The 14,805-nt window shown below is 66.3% G+C and carries 11 protein-coding genes and 1 tRNA gene; 7 read left to right on the top strand and 5 right to left on the bottom strand.

Annotated elements, in window-relative coordinates; genetic code table 11:
* Positions 1-20 precede the first annotated feature (20 nt).
* From lpxD to FJ386_00145, 6 genes are all read left to right on the top strand, one after another.
* The gene (gene lpxD / locus FJ386_00170) at positions 21-1,058 is read left to right on the top strand and encodes a UDP-3-O-(3-hydroxymyristoyl)glucosamine N-acyltransferase (protein MBM3875124.1); all 1,038 of its coding nucleotides are present in this window, start codon (positions 21-23) and stop codon (positions 1,056-1,058) included.
* Positions 1,059-1,139: 81 nt separating this feature from the next.
* The gene (locus tag FJ386_00165) at positions 1,140-2,495 is read left to right on the top strand and encodes a hypothetical protein (GenBank protein MBM3875123.1); all 1,356 of its coding nucleotides are present in this window, start codon (positions 1,140-1,142) and stop codon (positions 2,493-2,495) included.
* 21 nt (positions 2,496-2,516) lie between these two features.
* Entirely contained in the window at positions 2,517-2,837 is a 321-nt protein-coding gene (locus FJ386_00160; protein MBM3875122.1) for an SGNH/GDSL hydrolase family protein, read from the top strand.
* Complete coding sequence (locus FJ386_00155) at positions 2,834-5,653, top strand: DUF1553 domain-containing protein (GenBank protein MBM3875121.1); 2,820 nt, start codon at positions 2,834-2,836, stop codon at positions 5,651-5,653. The genes FJ386_00160 and FJ386_00155 overlap by 4 nt, the downstream gene beginning before the upstream one ends.
* A 2-nt stretch (positions 5,654-5,655) precedes the next feature.
* Positions 5,656-7,173: a DUF1501 domain-containing protein gene (locus tag FJ386_00150; protein ID MBM3875120.1), complete on the top strand. Its 1,518-nt coding sequence runs from the start codon at positions 5,656-5,658 to the stop codon at positions 7,171-7,173.
* Positions 7,174-7,280: 107 nt separating this feature from the next.
* Positions 7,281-7,358: transfer RNA gene (locus tag FJ386_00145), tRNA-Pro, on the top strand.
* A 133-nt stretch (positions 7,359-7,491) separates the two neighbouring features.
* Here the strand turns inward: FJ386_00145 and FJ386_00140 are convergent.
* The 4 genes from FJ386_00140 to FJ386_00125 all read right to left on the bottom strand — a co-directional run bounded on the left by FJ386_00140 (position 7,492) and on the right by FJ386_00125 (position 12,759).
* Entirely contained in the window at positions 7,492-8,178 is a 687-nt protein-coding gene (locus FJ386_00140; protein MBM3875119.1) for a hypothetical protein, read from the bottom strand.
* 129 nt (positions 8,179-8,307) lie between these two features.
* Positions 8,308-10,254 (bottom strand): biosynthetic arginine decarboxylase, encoded by a 1,947-nt coding sequence (gene speA, locus FJ386_00135; protein ID MBM3875118.1) that lies wholly within the window; start codon positions 10,252-10,254, stop codon positions 8,308-8,310.
* Between the two features lie 125 nt (positions 10,255-10,379).
* On the bottom strand, positions 10,380-11,675 hold the full coding sequence (locus FJ386_00130; protein ID MBM3875117.1) for a PhoH family protein: 1,296 nt from the start codon (positions 11,673-11,675) through the stop codon (positions 10,380-10,382).
* Between the two features lie 88 nt (positions 11,676-11,763).
* Positions 11,764-12,759 carry a glutathione S-transferase family protein gene (locus tag FJ386_00125; GenBank protein ID MBM3875116.1) on the bottom strand — a complete coding sequence of 332 codons (996 nt, stop codon included), beginning with the start codon at positions 12,757-12,759 and terminating at the stop codon, positions 11,764-11,766.
* Between FJ386_00125 and FJ386_00120 the strand changes: the two genes are divergently transcribed.
* The gene (locus FJ386_00120) at positions 12,749-14,572 is read left to right on the top strand and encodes a hypothetical protein (protein MBM3875115.1); all 1,824 of its coding nucleotides are present in this window, start codon (positions 12,749-12,751) and stop codon (positions 14,570-14,572) included. The genes FJ386_00125 and FJ386_00120 overlap by 11 nt on opposite strands.
* Here the strand turns inward: FJ386_00120 and FJ386_00115 are convergent.
* Entirely contained in the window at positions 14,554-14,799 is a 246-nt protein-coding gene (locus FJ386_00115) for a hypothetical protein (protein MBM3875114.1), read from the bottom strand. The two genes, FJ386_00120 and FJ386_00115, sit on opposite strands and share 19 nt — an antisense overlap.
* Between the last annotated feature and the right edge of the window lie 6 nt (positions 14,800-14,805).

The following is a 14,805-nucleotide window of genomic DNA, read 5'->3' as shown; positions in this document are numbered from 1 at the left end:
CCCATCCTAGCACTGAAACGATGCCCTACACCGCCGCCGAAATTGCAAAGCACGTTCATGGCGAAGTCCTCGGCGACCCGCTCACGCGGCTCACGGGCTTCGCGCCGGCGACTGCGGCCAGGAAAGGCGACCTGACCTTTGCCGAGACCGAGACCTATCTCGCCGCGGCCGAGGCAAGCGCGGCCTCGGCCATCCTCGTCGCGGGCGACGTGAAGCCCGGCGCCAAGACGCTCATCCGCGTGAAGAACGCGCGGGTCGGATTCGCGCGCGCGCTGCCGCTGTTCTTTCCCGAGCCCATGTTCGAGCCGGGCATCCATCCGGGCGCGGTCGTGGCGAAGTCCGCGAACGTGGACACCACGGCGCACATCGGCCCGCATTGCGTCGTCGGGGAGCGCGTCACACTCGGTCCGCGCGCCGTGTTGCAAGGCGGCAATCACATCGGCGACGACTCGTCCATTGGCGAGGATTCGCAACTTTTCCCGAACGTCGTCGTTTATGCGCGCACCCGCATCGGCGCGCGCGTGCGCATCCATGCCGGCAGCGTGGTCGGCTCGGACGGCTTCGGCTACGTGCTCGACGCCGGCGCGCACCGCAAGGTGCCGCAAGTCGGCAACGTCATCATCCATGACGACGTGGAGATCGGTTCGAACGTGAGCATCGACCGTGGCGCGCTCGGCTCGACCGTGATCGGCCGCGGCTCGAAGGTGGACAACCTATGCCAGATCGCGCACAACGTGGAAATTGGCGAGCATTGCATTTTGTGCGGGCAGGCGGGCATTTCCGGCAGCACAACGATCGGCGACTACACCGTGCTGGCGGGGCAGGTCGGCCTTGCGGGACACATCAAGATCGGCAGCCAGGTGACCATCGCGGCGCAGTCCGGCGTGATGCACGGCATCGCGGACGGCGAGAAGTGGTTCGGCACACCCGCGCAACCCGACCGCGCGATGAAGCGCCAGTTGATCGCGATGCAGAAACTGCCCGCCCTGCTCCGGCGCGTCGCCGAACTTGAGCGCAAGCTCGGGGTCCCGCCGGGTGAAGAACCGGCCGAGGGTTGAGCCGTCGCGCCGCCTGCGTCGCGACGGGAATTGCTGAAGTTCCGCGCGCCGCGCATCGTCGGGAACTCACTTGTCCAGACCGTGAACTGCCGCGCGTTTTCCAGCCTCGCCGCCACGTCCACCCTCGCCGTCCTGCTCGGCGCCGCGGCGACCGCCCGCGCGGCTGGCCGATACTTGGAGGTCACTTACCCACCCTCGCCGAACACGAACGAACTCGTGCTGGGCGTGACTTACACCCTGTGGCTGCCGGACGGCGTGCAGAAGTTCCGGGGCGTCATCGTGCATCAGCACGGCTGCGGCGAAGGCGCGTGCAAGGGCGGCGCGACCGCGGCTTACGACTTGCACTGGCAGGCGCTCGCCAAGAAATGGGACTGCGCGCTGCTCGGCCCGTCGTATCATCAGAGCGAGAAGGACAACTGCCGCCTCTGGTGCGACCCGCGCCACGGCTCGCACCAGACCTTTCTGCGCGCGCTCGCCGAGTTCGGCGCCACGTCCGGCCACGCCGAACTCGCGCGTGTGCCGTGGTGCCTGTGGGGCCACTCGGGCGGCGGCTTCTGGTCGAGCCTCATGCAGACGATGTATCCCGAGCGCATCGTTGCCATCTGGTTTCGCTCGGGCACGGCGTTCGCCACGTGGGAGAAGGGCGACATTCCAAAGCCAGAAATCCCCGCCGCGGCCTACGGCATCCCGATGATGATGAATCCGGGCGCGAAGGAAAACGGCGACAAGCGCTTCAGCGGCGCGTGGACCGGTTCGATGGACATGTTCAAGGCGTGGCGGGCGAAGGGCGCGCCCGTGGGCTTCGCGCCCGACCCGCGCACAAGCCACGAATGCGGCGACTCGCGCTATCTCGCGATCCCGTTTTTCGACGCGTGCCTCGCGCTGCGGCTCCCGGCGAAGGGCACGAGCCTGCAGACGTTGAAACCGGTGAACCTCGGCGCCGGCTACTTCGCGCCGCTGCCCGGCGACACGTTCGCTCCGGCCTCGAAGCACGCTGTGGAGCCGAAGGACGCGAGCTGGCTGCCGACGGAGTCCGTCGCGAAGGCGTGGGCCGAATACGTGAAGACTGGCGCGACGGGCGACACCACGCCGCCGCCCGCGCCCGTCGCGGTGAAGGCGACGGCGAAGGCGGACGGCGTCGAGCTCGCGTGGGACGCCGAGGCGGACTTCGAGAGCGGACTGCAAGCCTTCATCATCCAGCGCGACGGTCAATTCCTCGCGCAAGTTCCCGAAAAACCCGTGGGCCGCTTCGGCCGCGCGCTGTTCCAGCCGATGTCTTATCACGACACGCCGGAGAAACCGAAGGACGGCCCGCTGCCCGCGATGCGCTTCGTGGACGTGACCGCCAAGCCCGGCAAGCGCCACGAGTATCGCATCATCGCCGTGAACAGCCTCGGGCTGAAATCCACGCCGTCGTCCGGCGCACGCGTGCGCTAACCGGACTGCGACTCACCTCGCGTGAAGAACACGTCGCTCCTCCTTCTTGGATCGCTCTGCGTCTTCGTCGGTCGCCGCGCCGCGAAACCCAACGGCGCGGGCGAGCATCCCAACGTGCAGCTGGAGCAATTCGCCGAGGCTTGCCGCGCCGTCGCAGCGGAGCAGAAGGTCCCGCTCGTGGACCACTTCAAAATCTGGACCGAGGCCGAGGCCCGGGGCGGCGACGTCGGCTCGTGGACGACCGACCAGTGCCACCCGAATCCCAAAGGCCACCAGATGCTTGTCGAAACAATGTTGCCTGTGGTCCAAGCTGCGCTCGCGACCCGGAAACAGCCCGCATGAACCGATCGCTCGCCCTCGGAATTCTGGCGGCCGCAGTTCTGCCGGTCGTGGTTGCGGCCGCGGACTCGCGGAAGCAAACCGACTCAAACGACGGGTGGTCGCTCCATCCGCTCGTCCGGCCTGCCGTCCCGAGGATTCAAGGCTCGAAGTTCAACGTTCAAAATCCCGTTGACGCGTTCATCGTCGCGAAGCTCGTGGAGAAGAAGTTCGCGCAATCGCCCGAGGCCGACGCTCGAACCCTGGTGCGCCGGCTTTACTTCGACTTGCTCGGCCTGCCGCCGAAGCCGGAGGAAGTGGAGGCGTTCGTGAAGGAATTCTCCCCGGCTCCCCCGCTCCCCCGCTCGCCCGCCCCGGACAATGCCAGGGACAAAGGGAGATTGGGAGAAAGGGAGCGAGCCGCCATCGAGGCACTGGTGGACAAGCTCCTTGCCTCTCCCCACTACGGCGAGCGCTGGGCGCGGCACTGGCTCGATGTCGTCCACTACGGCGACACGCACGGTTACGACAAGGACAAGCCGCGCCCAAACGCCTGGCCTTATCGCGACTACGTCATCCGCGCCTTCAACGGCGACAAGCCCTACGCGCGATTCGTGCAGGAGCAGATCGCCGGTGACGTGCTGTTCCCCGGCACGCAGGACGGTGTCGAGGCGCTCGGTTTCATCGCGGCCGGCCCGTGGGATCTCATCGGCCACGCCGAGGTGCCGGAGACGAAGATTGACGGCAAGATCGCGCGCCACCTGGACCGCGACGACATGGTCGCGAACACGATGAGCACGTTCGCGAGCCTCACCGTGCACTGCGCGCAATGCCACGATCACAAGTTCGACCCCATCCCGCAGGCCGATTACTACTCGCTGCAAGCCGTCTTCGCCGCGCTTGACCGCGCGGACAAGACTTACGACACCGATCCCGCCATCGCGCGGCGCCGCGCGGACTTGCTGGCGAAGCAGCGCGACCTCAAGCCGAAGCTGGACGCCCTCAACAAGCAGCTTGCCGCCGCGGGCGGTCGCGACCTCGAACTGCTCGACAAGCTCATCCGCGAGACGAAGGCCGGCGCGGCCGCCGAGGAGCGCCCGGAGTTCGGCTGGCACAGCCAGATTTCCGCGAAACAGGAGGTGGTGAAATGGGTGCAGGTGGACCTCGGCGCCTCCGTGCCGGTCGAGCAGGTTGTGTATGTCGCGTGCCACGACAACTTCAACAACATCGGCGCGGGCTTCGGATTTCCCGTGCGCTTCAAGGTCGAGGCGGGAGACGACGCGAACTTCGAGCAGGGCGTGACGATGCTCGAAGACCAGTCAAAGGCCGACGTGCCCAATCCCGGCGTTTCACCTCGTTCCATCGCCGCCGGCAGGACGGCGCGATTCCTGCGCTTCACCGCGACCAAGCTCGCGCCGCGGCAGAACGACTTCATCTTCGCGCTCGCCGAAGTGCAGGCGCTCGACAAATCCGGCAGGAACCTCGCGCTCGGCGCTGCCGTGACGTCGCCCGACTCCATCGAGGCGCTGCCGAGGTGGAGCCGGAAGAACCTCACCGACGGCTACTACTACGGCGCGGGAAAGGGCCAGCCCGCGACGAAGCTCGCCGACCTCGAACGGCAGCGCGCGGACCTCGTCGCGCGAGTGGCGGAAGCCTCGCTGCTCGCCGAGTTCGCCACGCACGCGAAAACCACGAACGAAGTCGCCGCCGAACTCGCCAAGCTGCCCGCGCCCAAGGTGGTTTACGCCGGCACCGTGCACCACGGCTCCGGGTCGTTTCGCGGCACCGGTCCCGATGGCGGCAAGCCGCGAGAGATTCGCGTGCTTCATCGCGGCGACGTGAAGCAACCGAAAGAAGGGGCCGTGCCCGGCGCGCTGTCGTGCGTCTCGGCGTTGCCTTCACACTTCTCGATTCCATCGTCAGCCGCCGAGGGCGACCGCCGCGCCGCGCTGGCGAAGTGGCTTTCGTCGCCGGACAATCCGCTCGCCTGGCGCAGCATCGTGAACCGGGTCTGGCAGCACCACTTCGGGCACGGGCTCGTGGACACGCCGAACGATTTCGGGCGCAACGGCGCGCGGCCGACGCATCCGGAGTTGCTCGACTGGCTTGCGTGCGAATTCCGCGACAGCGGCGGTTCGTTCAAGAAACTCCACAAGCTCATCGTGATGAGCGCGACATGGAGGCAGGCATCTGAGACGCCGGGACAAGGAGACGCGGAAACACGGCGCCGGGCTGCTTCCCCCGCGGCCCCGCGGCCCCGCGGCCCCGCGGCCGCCTGGATCGATTCCGACAACCGATACCTTTGGCGCCAGAACCGCCGCAAGCTCGACGCGGAGTCGGTGCGCGACAGCGTGCTGGCCGTGGCGGGCAAGCTCGACCCGCGCATGGGCGGGCCGGCGTTTCAGGACTTCGTCATCGAGAAGCCCGAGCACTCGCCGCACTACGAGTATCACCTGCACGACCCGGACGACCCGCGTTCGCACCGGCGCTCGATCTACCGGTTCATCGTGCGCTCGCAGCTCCATCCGTTCATGACGACGCTCGACTGCGCCGACCCGTCCATCTCCGTGAGCCGCCGCAACGAGAGCGTCTCCGCGCTGCAAGCCCTCGCGCTGCTGAACAACGGCCTGATGGTCACGATGTCGAAGCACTTCGCCGCGACACTCAACACGGCCGGTGGCGACACCGCGACCCAAGTGAAACGCGCCTTCACCGAAGCCCTCGGCCGCCCGCCAAGTGCGAAGGAAGCCGGCGACCTCACCGCCTTCGCCAACCAGCACGGCCTCGCGAATGCCTGTCGCCTGCTGTTCAACTTGAACGAGTTTGCCTTCGTGGATTGAGCATGAGGAACGACTCGCCATTCCACCGGCTCCCGCGTCAGTCACGCGCACGGACACGCCGCGAATTCCTCTGGCGCAGCGGCGGCGGGCTCGGAGGCATCGCGCTCGCGAGTTTGCTCGGCCGCGAAAACCTGCCCGCAGCCGAGGCGCGGTCCGCCACTCCGCATGCTGAATGTCGCACGCCACATTTCGCGCCGAAGGCGAAGCGCGTCGTGCAGCTCTTCATGGCCGGCGCGGCGAGCCACCTTGACCTGTTCGACTTCAAGCCCGAGCTGATCAAGCGCCACGGCGAGCCGTCGGACTTCGGCGAGCCGGTCGAGGCGTTCCAGAACGGTCTCGGCCCGTGGCTGCGCCCGGTGTGGGAGTTCAAGCCTTACGGACAAACCGGCAGGATGTTGAGCGAACCGGTCGCCGACCTCGGGCGCGTCGCGGATGAACTCGCCTTTGTCCACGACCTCGTCGGCAAGACCGGCGTGCATTCGCAGGCCACGCTGTTGCAGGCGACGGGCTTCAACCTGCCGGGATTCCCCGGCATGGGCTGCTGGGTCAGCTACGGACTCGGCACGGAGAACGAAAACCTGCCCACGTTCGTTGTGCTGCCGGACCACCGCGGTTTCGCGTCCAACGGTTCGAAGAACTGGGACGCCGCGTTTCTGCCGTCGCACTACTCGGGCACGGTGATTCATCCGGGCGCCGAAACGCCCATCGCGGATTTGTTCGCGCACAAAAAGGGCGATTTCATCACGCGCGACAGCGAGGCGGCGGCGCAGTCGGTCCTGGCGAAGTTGAATCGCGACCACGCCGCGACCCGCGAGGGCGATGGCCGGCTCGACGCGCGGATCCGCAGCTACGAACTGGCCGCGCGCATGCAACTCGCCGCGCCCGAGGCGCTCGATATCTCCAAAGAGCCCGACGCGATGCTCGACCTCTACGGCGTGAAGCGATATCCGCCAACCTGGCCGAAGGAAATCAACGCCGGCGAGGAGCGCGACTGCTTCGGGCGCAAGTGCCTCGTGGCCCGGCGGCTGCTCGAGCGCGGTGTGCGCTTCGTGCAAGTCTGGAGCGGCAACGACAACGGCTTCCCGCGCCGCAACTGGGATTCGCACGAGGACGTGCAGCGCGACCACGGCCCGCTAGCGGCGGGCTTCGCGCGCGGCGCGTCCGCGCTCATCCTCGACCTGAAGCAGCGCGGACTGCTCGACGACACGATCGTCCTGTGGACGACGGAGTTCGGCCGCATGCCAAGCACGCAGGGCGGGAAGGGGCGCGATCACAACCCGTTTTGCTTCACGAACTGGCTGTGCGGCGGCGGCATCAAGCCCGGCGTGACACACGGCGAGAGCGATCTGTGGGGCTACAAGCCCGCGGACCGAAACAATCCGACGACGGTGTATGACATCCACGCCACGATGCTGCACCTGCTCGGCGTGGACCACGAGCGGCTCACGTTCCGGCACAACGGCATTGATCGAAGGCTGACCGATGTGCACGGACACGTGATCCGCGGACTGGTGGCGTGAGGAACGCGGCGCGCCTCGCACCAGTAGGCGTGGCCGTCCCCGGCAAGCGCGCTTGAGATTCCGTTTGCTCCGCGGACTTGTGGGGTAGCATAGTGCGCGCGGTTCAGCGGAGCGTAGCTCAGCCTGGCTAGAGCACTTGGTTTGGGACCAAGACGTCGCAGGTTCAAATCCTGTCGCTCCGACCACTTTCCGCAGCGCCTTCTGCAAACCTGCTCTGGCACCTCGCGGGTCTGAAGCGGCTGAAACGGAGACGGCGTGTGATCTACAGCCCCGCCACCGAGCGGCTGGTTTCTGCGCCCGGCGCGGTTCCTCATCCCGTCAGTGGCGCTCCGGCTCGAACACGCTCGCCACGACGACCTCCTTCATCTTCCACAACAGGCTCATCGTCAGCGCCACGGGCGGCAGGATGAGTCCCAATGCGATGGGCCCGCGCGACTCGCGGATCACCTCGAGCACGGCGATCATCGCGCGCGGCAGCGTGTTCACCTCCTGCAGCCCGAAGAACGCCGTGGCCACGCCCAGCACGCCGAGCAGCAGGCCGGTGTTGAGCGACGAGAACAATCGCACGTCCCCGCGCATCGTTTCGTCCGGCAGCATCGCGGCGAGTCGCTGGAGGACGAGGTTCAAGTTGAACAGGAAGACCACCCCCGCCAAGGCCAGCAGCCCAACCGCGAGCTGGAACGTGAGTTCGCTGTTCACCTTGTTATACCAATACACGAACGGCGAGAGCCCGACGTTGATGAACGCCGGCACCTTCGCGCGCTCGACCGCCGATTGCCAGATGCGCTCCTGCCGTTGGAAATGCCCGATCTCCGCGAGTCCGTAAAAGAGCATCCCCGTGCCAAGCACCGCGGGAACTGCGCCGACGGTGCGGAGCCACTCCCACGTGGCGACGTGAGCGCACGAGAGCAGCGCGAAGGGCAGACCCCAAAACAGCACGGACAACCCGCGCACCAGGTGGCGCAGTGACGGCAGCAACTCGGGATTGGGCGCGGGCGCGGCCATGGGCGCGGCGAGGATGGAGGATGAAAGCCGCGTGAGAAAGCGGAATCCTGCCGGGCTTCACGCTTGACGCCCTCCGGGACGACGGCGGCCGTTGCGACCATGCAGCCACAAGGTTGCGCGTAAGACGCACTAAAACGTGAGGTAGGTGTATTCCTTCAGCCCGCGCTCGTAGTCGTCGAGCAGGCGCATGCCCTCGCTGGGCTTCATCTTGTCGGCCTTGATGGCGTCGTCCACCTGCGCCTTCATCAGGCGTTCGAGTTCCTTCTCGTCGTATTGCACGGCGGCGAGAGATTGGACGATGGTGTTGCCTTCGATGATTTCCTCGATGTAGTAGCCGGTGGGTTCGTCGGGTTCGAGGAAGACGTGGACCTCGTTGACGCGGCCGAAGAGGTTGTGCAGGTCGCCCATGATGTCCTGATACGCCCCCATGAGGAAGAAGCCCAGGTAGTAGGGTTCGGTGCCGTTGCCGTTGAGCGGCCGCAGCGCGTGCAGGGGCAGGGTGTCGCGCACGTCGCGCAGGCCGATGAATTTGTTGATGGCGCCGTCCGAGTCACAGGTGATGTCCACGAGCGTGGCCTCGCGCGAGGGCCGTTCGTCGAGGCGCGCGAGGGGCATGATGGGGAAGAGCTGGCCGAGGGCCCAGTGGTCCAGGAGGGATTGGAAGACGGAAAAGTTGCAGAGATACTGGTCGCCGAGGGCGTCCTCGAGCTTGCGAATCTCGGCGGGCACGTAGGCCTGGCCGCGGAAGCTCTCGACGACTTCGGTGGAGATTTGCCAGTAGAGGGTTTCGATGCGGGCCTTGTCGGGGAGGTCGAGCAGGCCGAGGGTGAACATGTTGTGGGCGTCATCCTTGCGTTCCTCGGCGTCGTGGTAGGCCTCGAGTTTGTTGAGCTTGGCGAGGTTCTTGCGGATGTCGAGCATCTCGCGCACGAGGGGGTGCTCGGGGTCGCCGTTGGGAAAGAGGCTGTCCCACGGGCGGGTCTTGACGATGGAGCCAAAGACTTCGACGACGAGCACGCTGTGGTGCGCGACCAGCGCGCGCCCGCTCTCGCTGATGATGTCGGGGTGCGGGACTTTCTCCGCGTTGCAGACGTCGGCGAGGTAGTAAACGATGTCGTTGGTGTATTCCTGCAGCGAGTAGTTGGTGGAGGAATCAAACGCGCTGCGCGATCCGTCGTAGTCCACGCCAAGGCCGCCGCCCACATCCACGTGCTCGATGGGGAAGCCCATCTTGTGGAGCTTGGCGAAGAAGCGCGCGGCTTCCTGCACGGCCTTCTTGACGGTGAGGATGTCGGGCACCTGCGAACCGATGTGGAAGTGGAGGAGCTTGAGGCAATGTTCGAGCTTTTCGGCGCGGAGGATTTCGGTGGCGGCGAGAATCTCGGCGGTGCTCAGGCCGAACTTCGCGTTCTCGCCGCCGCTCTCGGCCCACTTGCCCGCGCCCTTGGCGAGCAGCCGCGCGCGGATGCCGATGATCGGCTCGACGCCGACGGCGCGCGACACGGCGATGATCTGACGGAGTTCCTCGAGCTTCTCGACGACCATGATGACGCGCTTGCCGAGCTTGATGCCCATGAGCGCCATGCGGATGAACTGCGAGTCCTTGTAGCCGTTGCAGATGATGAGCGCGCCCGGGTGGTTCTGCAGCGCGAGCCCGGCGAAGAGCTCGGGCTTGCTGCCCACCTCGAGGCCGAAGTTGAACGGCCTGCCGGCGTCGAGGATTTCCTCCACGACCTCGCGAAGCTGGTTGACCTTGATGGGGAACACGCCGCGGTATCTGCCCTGATAGTTGAACTCGGCGATCGAGGATGCGAAGGCGTGGTTCAACGCCTCGACTCGATGCCGGAGGATGTCTTGGAACCGGATGAGGAGCGGGAACTTGAGGCCGCGCGCGCGGGCTTCCTCGACGACGTCTGTGAGTTCGACGGAAGCCCCGGCCTCGTGGAGCGGGCGGGCCACGACCCGGCCGGAGTCGTTGATGTCGAAATACCGGGCGCCCCAGCGGTCAATGTTGTAGAGGGCGCGGGCGTCGTGGAGGGACCACGGCCGCGGGCAGCCTTCGGTGGTGTCGCTCATTTCGCGTGGCGCAACTCGCTGCGCCGAATTCGGCGCGCACTATACGAACGAGAAATGGGAATACAATAGGCGCGTGCGAAAAATTCACGGGAGCACGGCGGACACCGGACGCTCACTCCCGTTTGTCACATGATGTTGGCGGCAAGTTCCGCCAATTCGGAGCGCTCTCCCTTCTGCAGCTCGATGTGCGCGGCGATGGCGTGTTCGCGGAACTTGCTGACGATGTAGTTGAATCCGTTGCTCGCCGAGTCCACGTAGGGATTGTCGATCTGGTAGGGGTCGCCGGTGAAGATGATCTTCGTGCCGTTACCGACGCGCGTGACGATGGTCTTGACCTCGAGCGGCGTGAGATTCTGCGCCTCGTCAATGACCATGAACTGGTTGGCGATGGAGCGACCGCGGATGTAGCTGAGCGCCTCGACGACGATCGTGCCCGAGCGCAACAGGTCGCCGCTGCGCCGGTGGTCGTGGCCCATGTTCAAATCGCTGAGCAGTTCGAGCGCGTCGTGGATGGGCTGCATCCACGGGCTGAGTTTTTCCTCGAGCGTGCCGGGAAGAAACCCGAGTTCCTTGCCCATCGAGATGGTCGGGCGCGCGACGACGAGGCGGCGGAACTCGCGGTCCATCACGGTGCGTTTCAAGCCCGCGGCCATCGCGAGCAGCGTCTTGCCCGTGCCGGCCTTGCCCATGAGGGTGACGAGCTTCACCCGGTCGTCGAGCAGCGCGTCGAAGGCGAAGTGCTGCTCGCGGTTGCGCGGCTTGATGCCCCACACGCCCTCGCGCACGTCGAGGATGGGCACGAGCTTGGCGCCGGTCGCGTCCACTTTCGCGAGCGCGGCGCGCCTGGGGTTCGCCTCCTCGATGAGCGAGCAGTATTCGTTCGGGAAGCATCGGCGGCCGGTCTCGACGGGGAGCTCCTCGTTGGCGCGGAACTTCGCAACGGTCGCCGAACTGACCGTGCGCTCGAACATGCCCGAGTAGAGATCCTGCAACCGCACGTGATCGGTCTCGTAGTCCTCGGTCGTCAACCCGAGCGCGTCGGCCTTGATGCGGAGGTTGATGTCCTTGGTGACGAGGATCGCGCGGGTCCTGGGGAATTCCTTCTGAATGCCGAGGGCGAGGGCGATGATGCGGCTGTCGACGTTCGTGGCGTGTCCGTTGCCGTTGGTGTCCTTGAAAATGATGCGGAGCTTTCCGCCGTTGGGCAGCGCGACGCCCTCGCTCAGGTGGCCCTGCTTGCGGAGGCTGTCGAGCGTGCGCGAGACGGTGCGGGCGTTCTGGCCGCGCTCGGTGCTCTCGCGCTTGAAGCGGTCAATCTCCTCGATGACTTCGATGGGGATGAGGACGTTGTTCTCCTGGAAGCTGACCAGGGAGTTGGGGTCGTGAATGAGGACGTTGGTGTCGAGGATGTAGTTTTTCACGTTGGTGAGAGCGCCGCCGGGAACGCCGCGGGCATCCGCGGAGGACCGAGTGCTGCGCCGGGACGGGGACGGGGGCGGATCAGTGGCATCACTTGAAGTCCCCGTGCGTCACGCGGCCCATGCGGGTGTTCCAGTCCGCGAGCTGCGGGTAAAGCGCCGGGAGTTGGTAATGGCCGCTGTAGAGAAAATTGGCGAGCATGCCGAAGAGGTCGAAGTCGACGAAGCGCGGGCGTTTGCCGAGCAGGAACGGGCCCTCCAGGAGCATCTGTTCGAAGGGCAGCAGTCGCTTCTCAAGCTGGTCGAGCAGCGCGGGTTGTTGTTCGCGCCACTGGTCGAGGCAGCCCCGGCCGAACTTGCGCTCCTTGTGCCGGAGGAATCCCATGCGCGCGGACATCTCGACAAACTCCTCCCAGTAGATGTCGTTGAGCCGGAAAGTGAGGTCCTCGATGGCGTGTTCGATGTAGCGCCACACGATGTTCTGCACGCCGCGGAGCTCGCGCGGGAAAAGCCCGAGGCTGAGTTTGTCGTCAAGATACTTGGCGAGCACCTGCGTGTCGTCGTCGAGTTCGAAGAGCACCGAGCGGCCGTCGCGCAGCACGGGCACCTGATAACAGCGGCCCCGCGTGAGTTCCCACACGAGCTGGCGGTCGCCGTTGGGAATGTTCCTCGCCTTGAACCGGACTTTCGCGAACTCAAGGATGCGCCGCTGAACAATGCAGAAGGGGCTCCACGGGAATTGAACCAGCTCAATCATGCGACGGTGCGTGCAGTTGCCTTCAGACGGCTCCGACCCGCTGTCCGGACACGCGCCGACACTAGGTCCGTGCCGCCGCGGAAACAAGCCGAAGTTCGGCACGATTGCGTGTCGGGAGGCGCGACGCGGCTGGAGATTCGAATTGCCCGGCGTTCGCGGCCGTGCATCCTGTTCACGCACCATGAACCCCCGCCTGCCTGCTCTGCTCGCGGCTGCTGCGCTCGCCGCCGCGACATGGACCTCGCACGCGCAAATCACGGACGTCGCCATCACGCCGACCGGGGGGCCGAAGCGCCTGAGTCTGCGCGGGGCGCATGGAATGGAGCACATCCTCCAATCCACCACGACCCCGGGCACGCCGGGAAGCTGGACCGACCTGCTGACGTTCACCGTGACGAACACCGCCGACCACGGCTGGTTCGACAGCGCGTCGCAGATCGTCCCGCGTCGATTCTACCGGCTCGTGCGGCCGGGCGCGCCCCGGGCGCCGTTCTACGCGCCGGACCTCAACCTCGTCGATCACCTCGACCGCTCGCAGCCGTTGCTCTATCCGTCGCACAAGCGCGCCGTCGTGCTCATTCTCATCGGCACCACGTGCACCAACTCCGCGGCGAGCGTGCCGTCGATCAAGGCGCTGCGCGACCGGTTCGGCCCGCAGGGCGTGGTGTTCCACCTCGTCGGCGCCGACAACACTCCGAGCCGCACGAATCTCTTTCACTGGGCGACGAACCACACCGTGGACCTGCCCGTGCTGCACGACCCCGGCCTGCTCGCGGCGCGAGCGCTCGGCGCGGTCGCCACGACCGAGTGCTTCGCGTTCAGCACGACGAACTGGACCCAATTCTACCGCGGCGCGCTCGACGACCGGCTGGACTTCAACCAGCCGCCCACCGGGTTCACGCAAAGCTACCTCTCCAACGCGCTCGCGCAGTTCATCGCCGGGCAGACGGTCACGCCGAGCCGCACACCCGCGCAGGGCTGCGCCGTCGAGCCGCCCGCATTCGCAAACATCTCCTACGCGACGAACATCGCGCCGATTCTCCAGTCCAAGTGCGTGCGCTGCCACACGCCGGGGAACATCGGCACGTTCGCGATGACGAACTACTCCGTGGTCAGCAATCTGGCCGCGAGCATCCGCTACGAAGTCTTGTCGCGACGCATGCCGCCGTGGCACGCGGACCCTCAATACGGGAGCTTCACCAACGATACCTCGCTCACCGCGGATCAACTCAACACGCTCGTGCAGTGGCTCAATGGCGGCGCGCCGCGCGGCTCCGGCCCGGACCCGCTTGCGGACAATCCGCCCGCGCCCGTTCCCGACTGGCCCCTCGGCACGCCGGACGCCATCGTGCGCATCCCGTTGCAGTCGATCCCGGCAACGGGACCGATCGCGTATCGCTACTTCGACGTGCCCACGCCGTTCACGACCAATGTGTGGCTCCGCGCCGCCGTCGTGAGGCCGATCAACCGGCGCGTGGTGCATCACGTCCTCGTCTACTTCGGCACGAACAGCACGCTCATGGGCCTCGACGGTTTCTTCGCCGGCTACGTGCCGGGCGCGGAACAGGTGCCGTATCCCGAAGGCACCGGGAAGTTGGTCCCGTCGGGCACGCTGTTCAGGTTCCAGATGCACTACACCGCGACGGGCGAGACGGAGTCGGACCAGACCGAGCTTGGCCTCTATCTTTCGCCGGCGCCGCCCGCGGCCGAGTTGCAGACGAAGTCCGCGTTTGACGCGCTCTCGTTCTTCGGCGGACTCTTCTACTCGATCCCACCCGGCGCGGCGGACCATCCCGCCATTACAGCGCAACTGACGCCGTCCACGACGAAGGACGTGCTGCTCTACGAACTGAGCCCGCACATGCATTTCCGCGGGTCGCGTTTCAAGTATGAGGCTGTGTATCCGGACAACTCGCGCGAAGTGCTGCTGAATGTGCCGCGTTACGACTTCGAGTGGCAGACGCTGTATCGTCTCACCACGCCCAAGCGCCTCCCAGCCGGAACGCGCATCGTCTGCACGGGCGCCTTCGACAACTCGCCGCAAAACCGCCGGAACCCAAACCCCGCCGTTACCGTGACCTTTGGCGAGCAGACGAATGACGAGATGTTCATCGGTTACGTGAACTACTCGATCCTGCCCTGACACCCCGCCGCCTGCTCTGGCTCCATCGCATTCTGTGTGTGGAGGGCTGCAAGCAGCGCGCCGCGCCCGCCCGCGCCGCCCGGCTCGTGGCGATTTTGCTGCTCGGCAACATCGCGATGGCCGGATACACCTTGCTGCGTCTCCGGCGGCTGCCGCCCGGCGCGCCCGCGGACGCGCTCCTGTTGCGCAAACACGGAAAGCCTCGAGACGACGCCCGAACGACTCACGCACGA

Source organism: Verrucomicrobiota bacterium (assembly GCA_016871675.1).
Lineage (GTDB): Bacteria > Verrucomicrobiota > Verrucomicrobiia > Limisphaerales > VHCN01 > VHCN01.
This window is presented reverse-complemented; position numbering and strand designations above follow the sequence as displayed.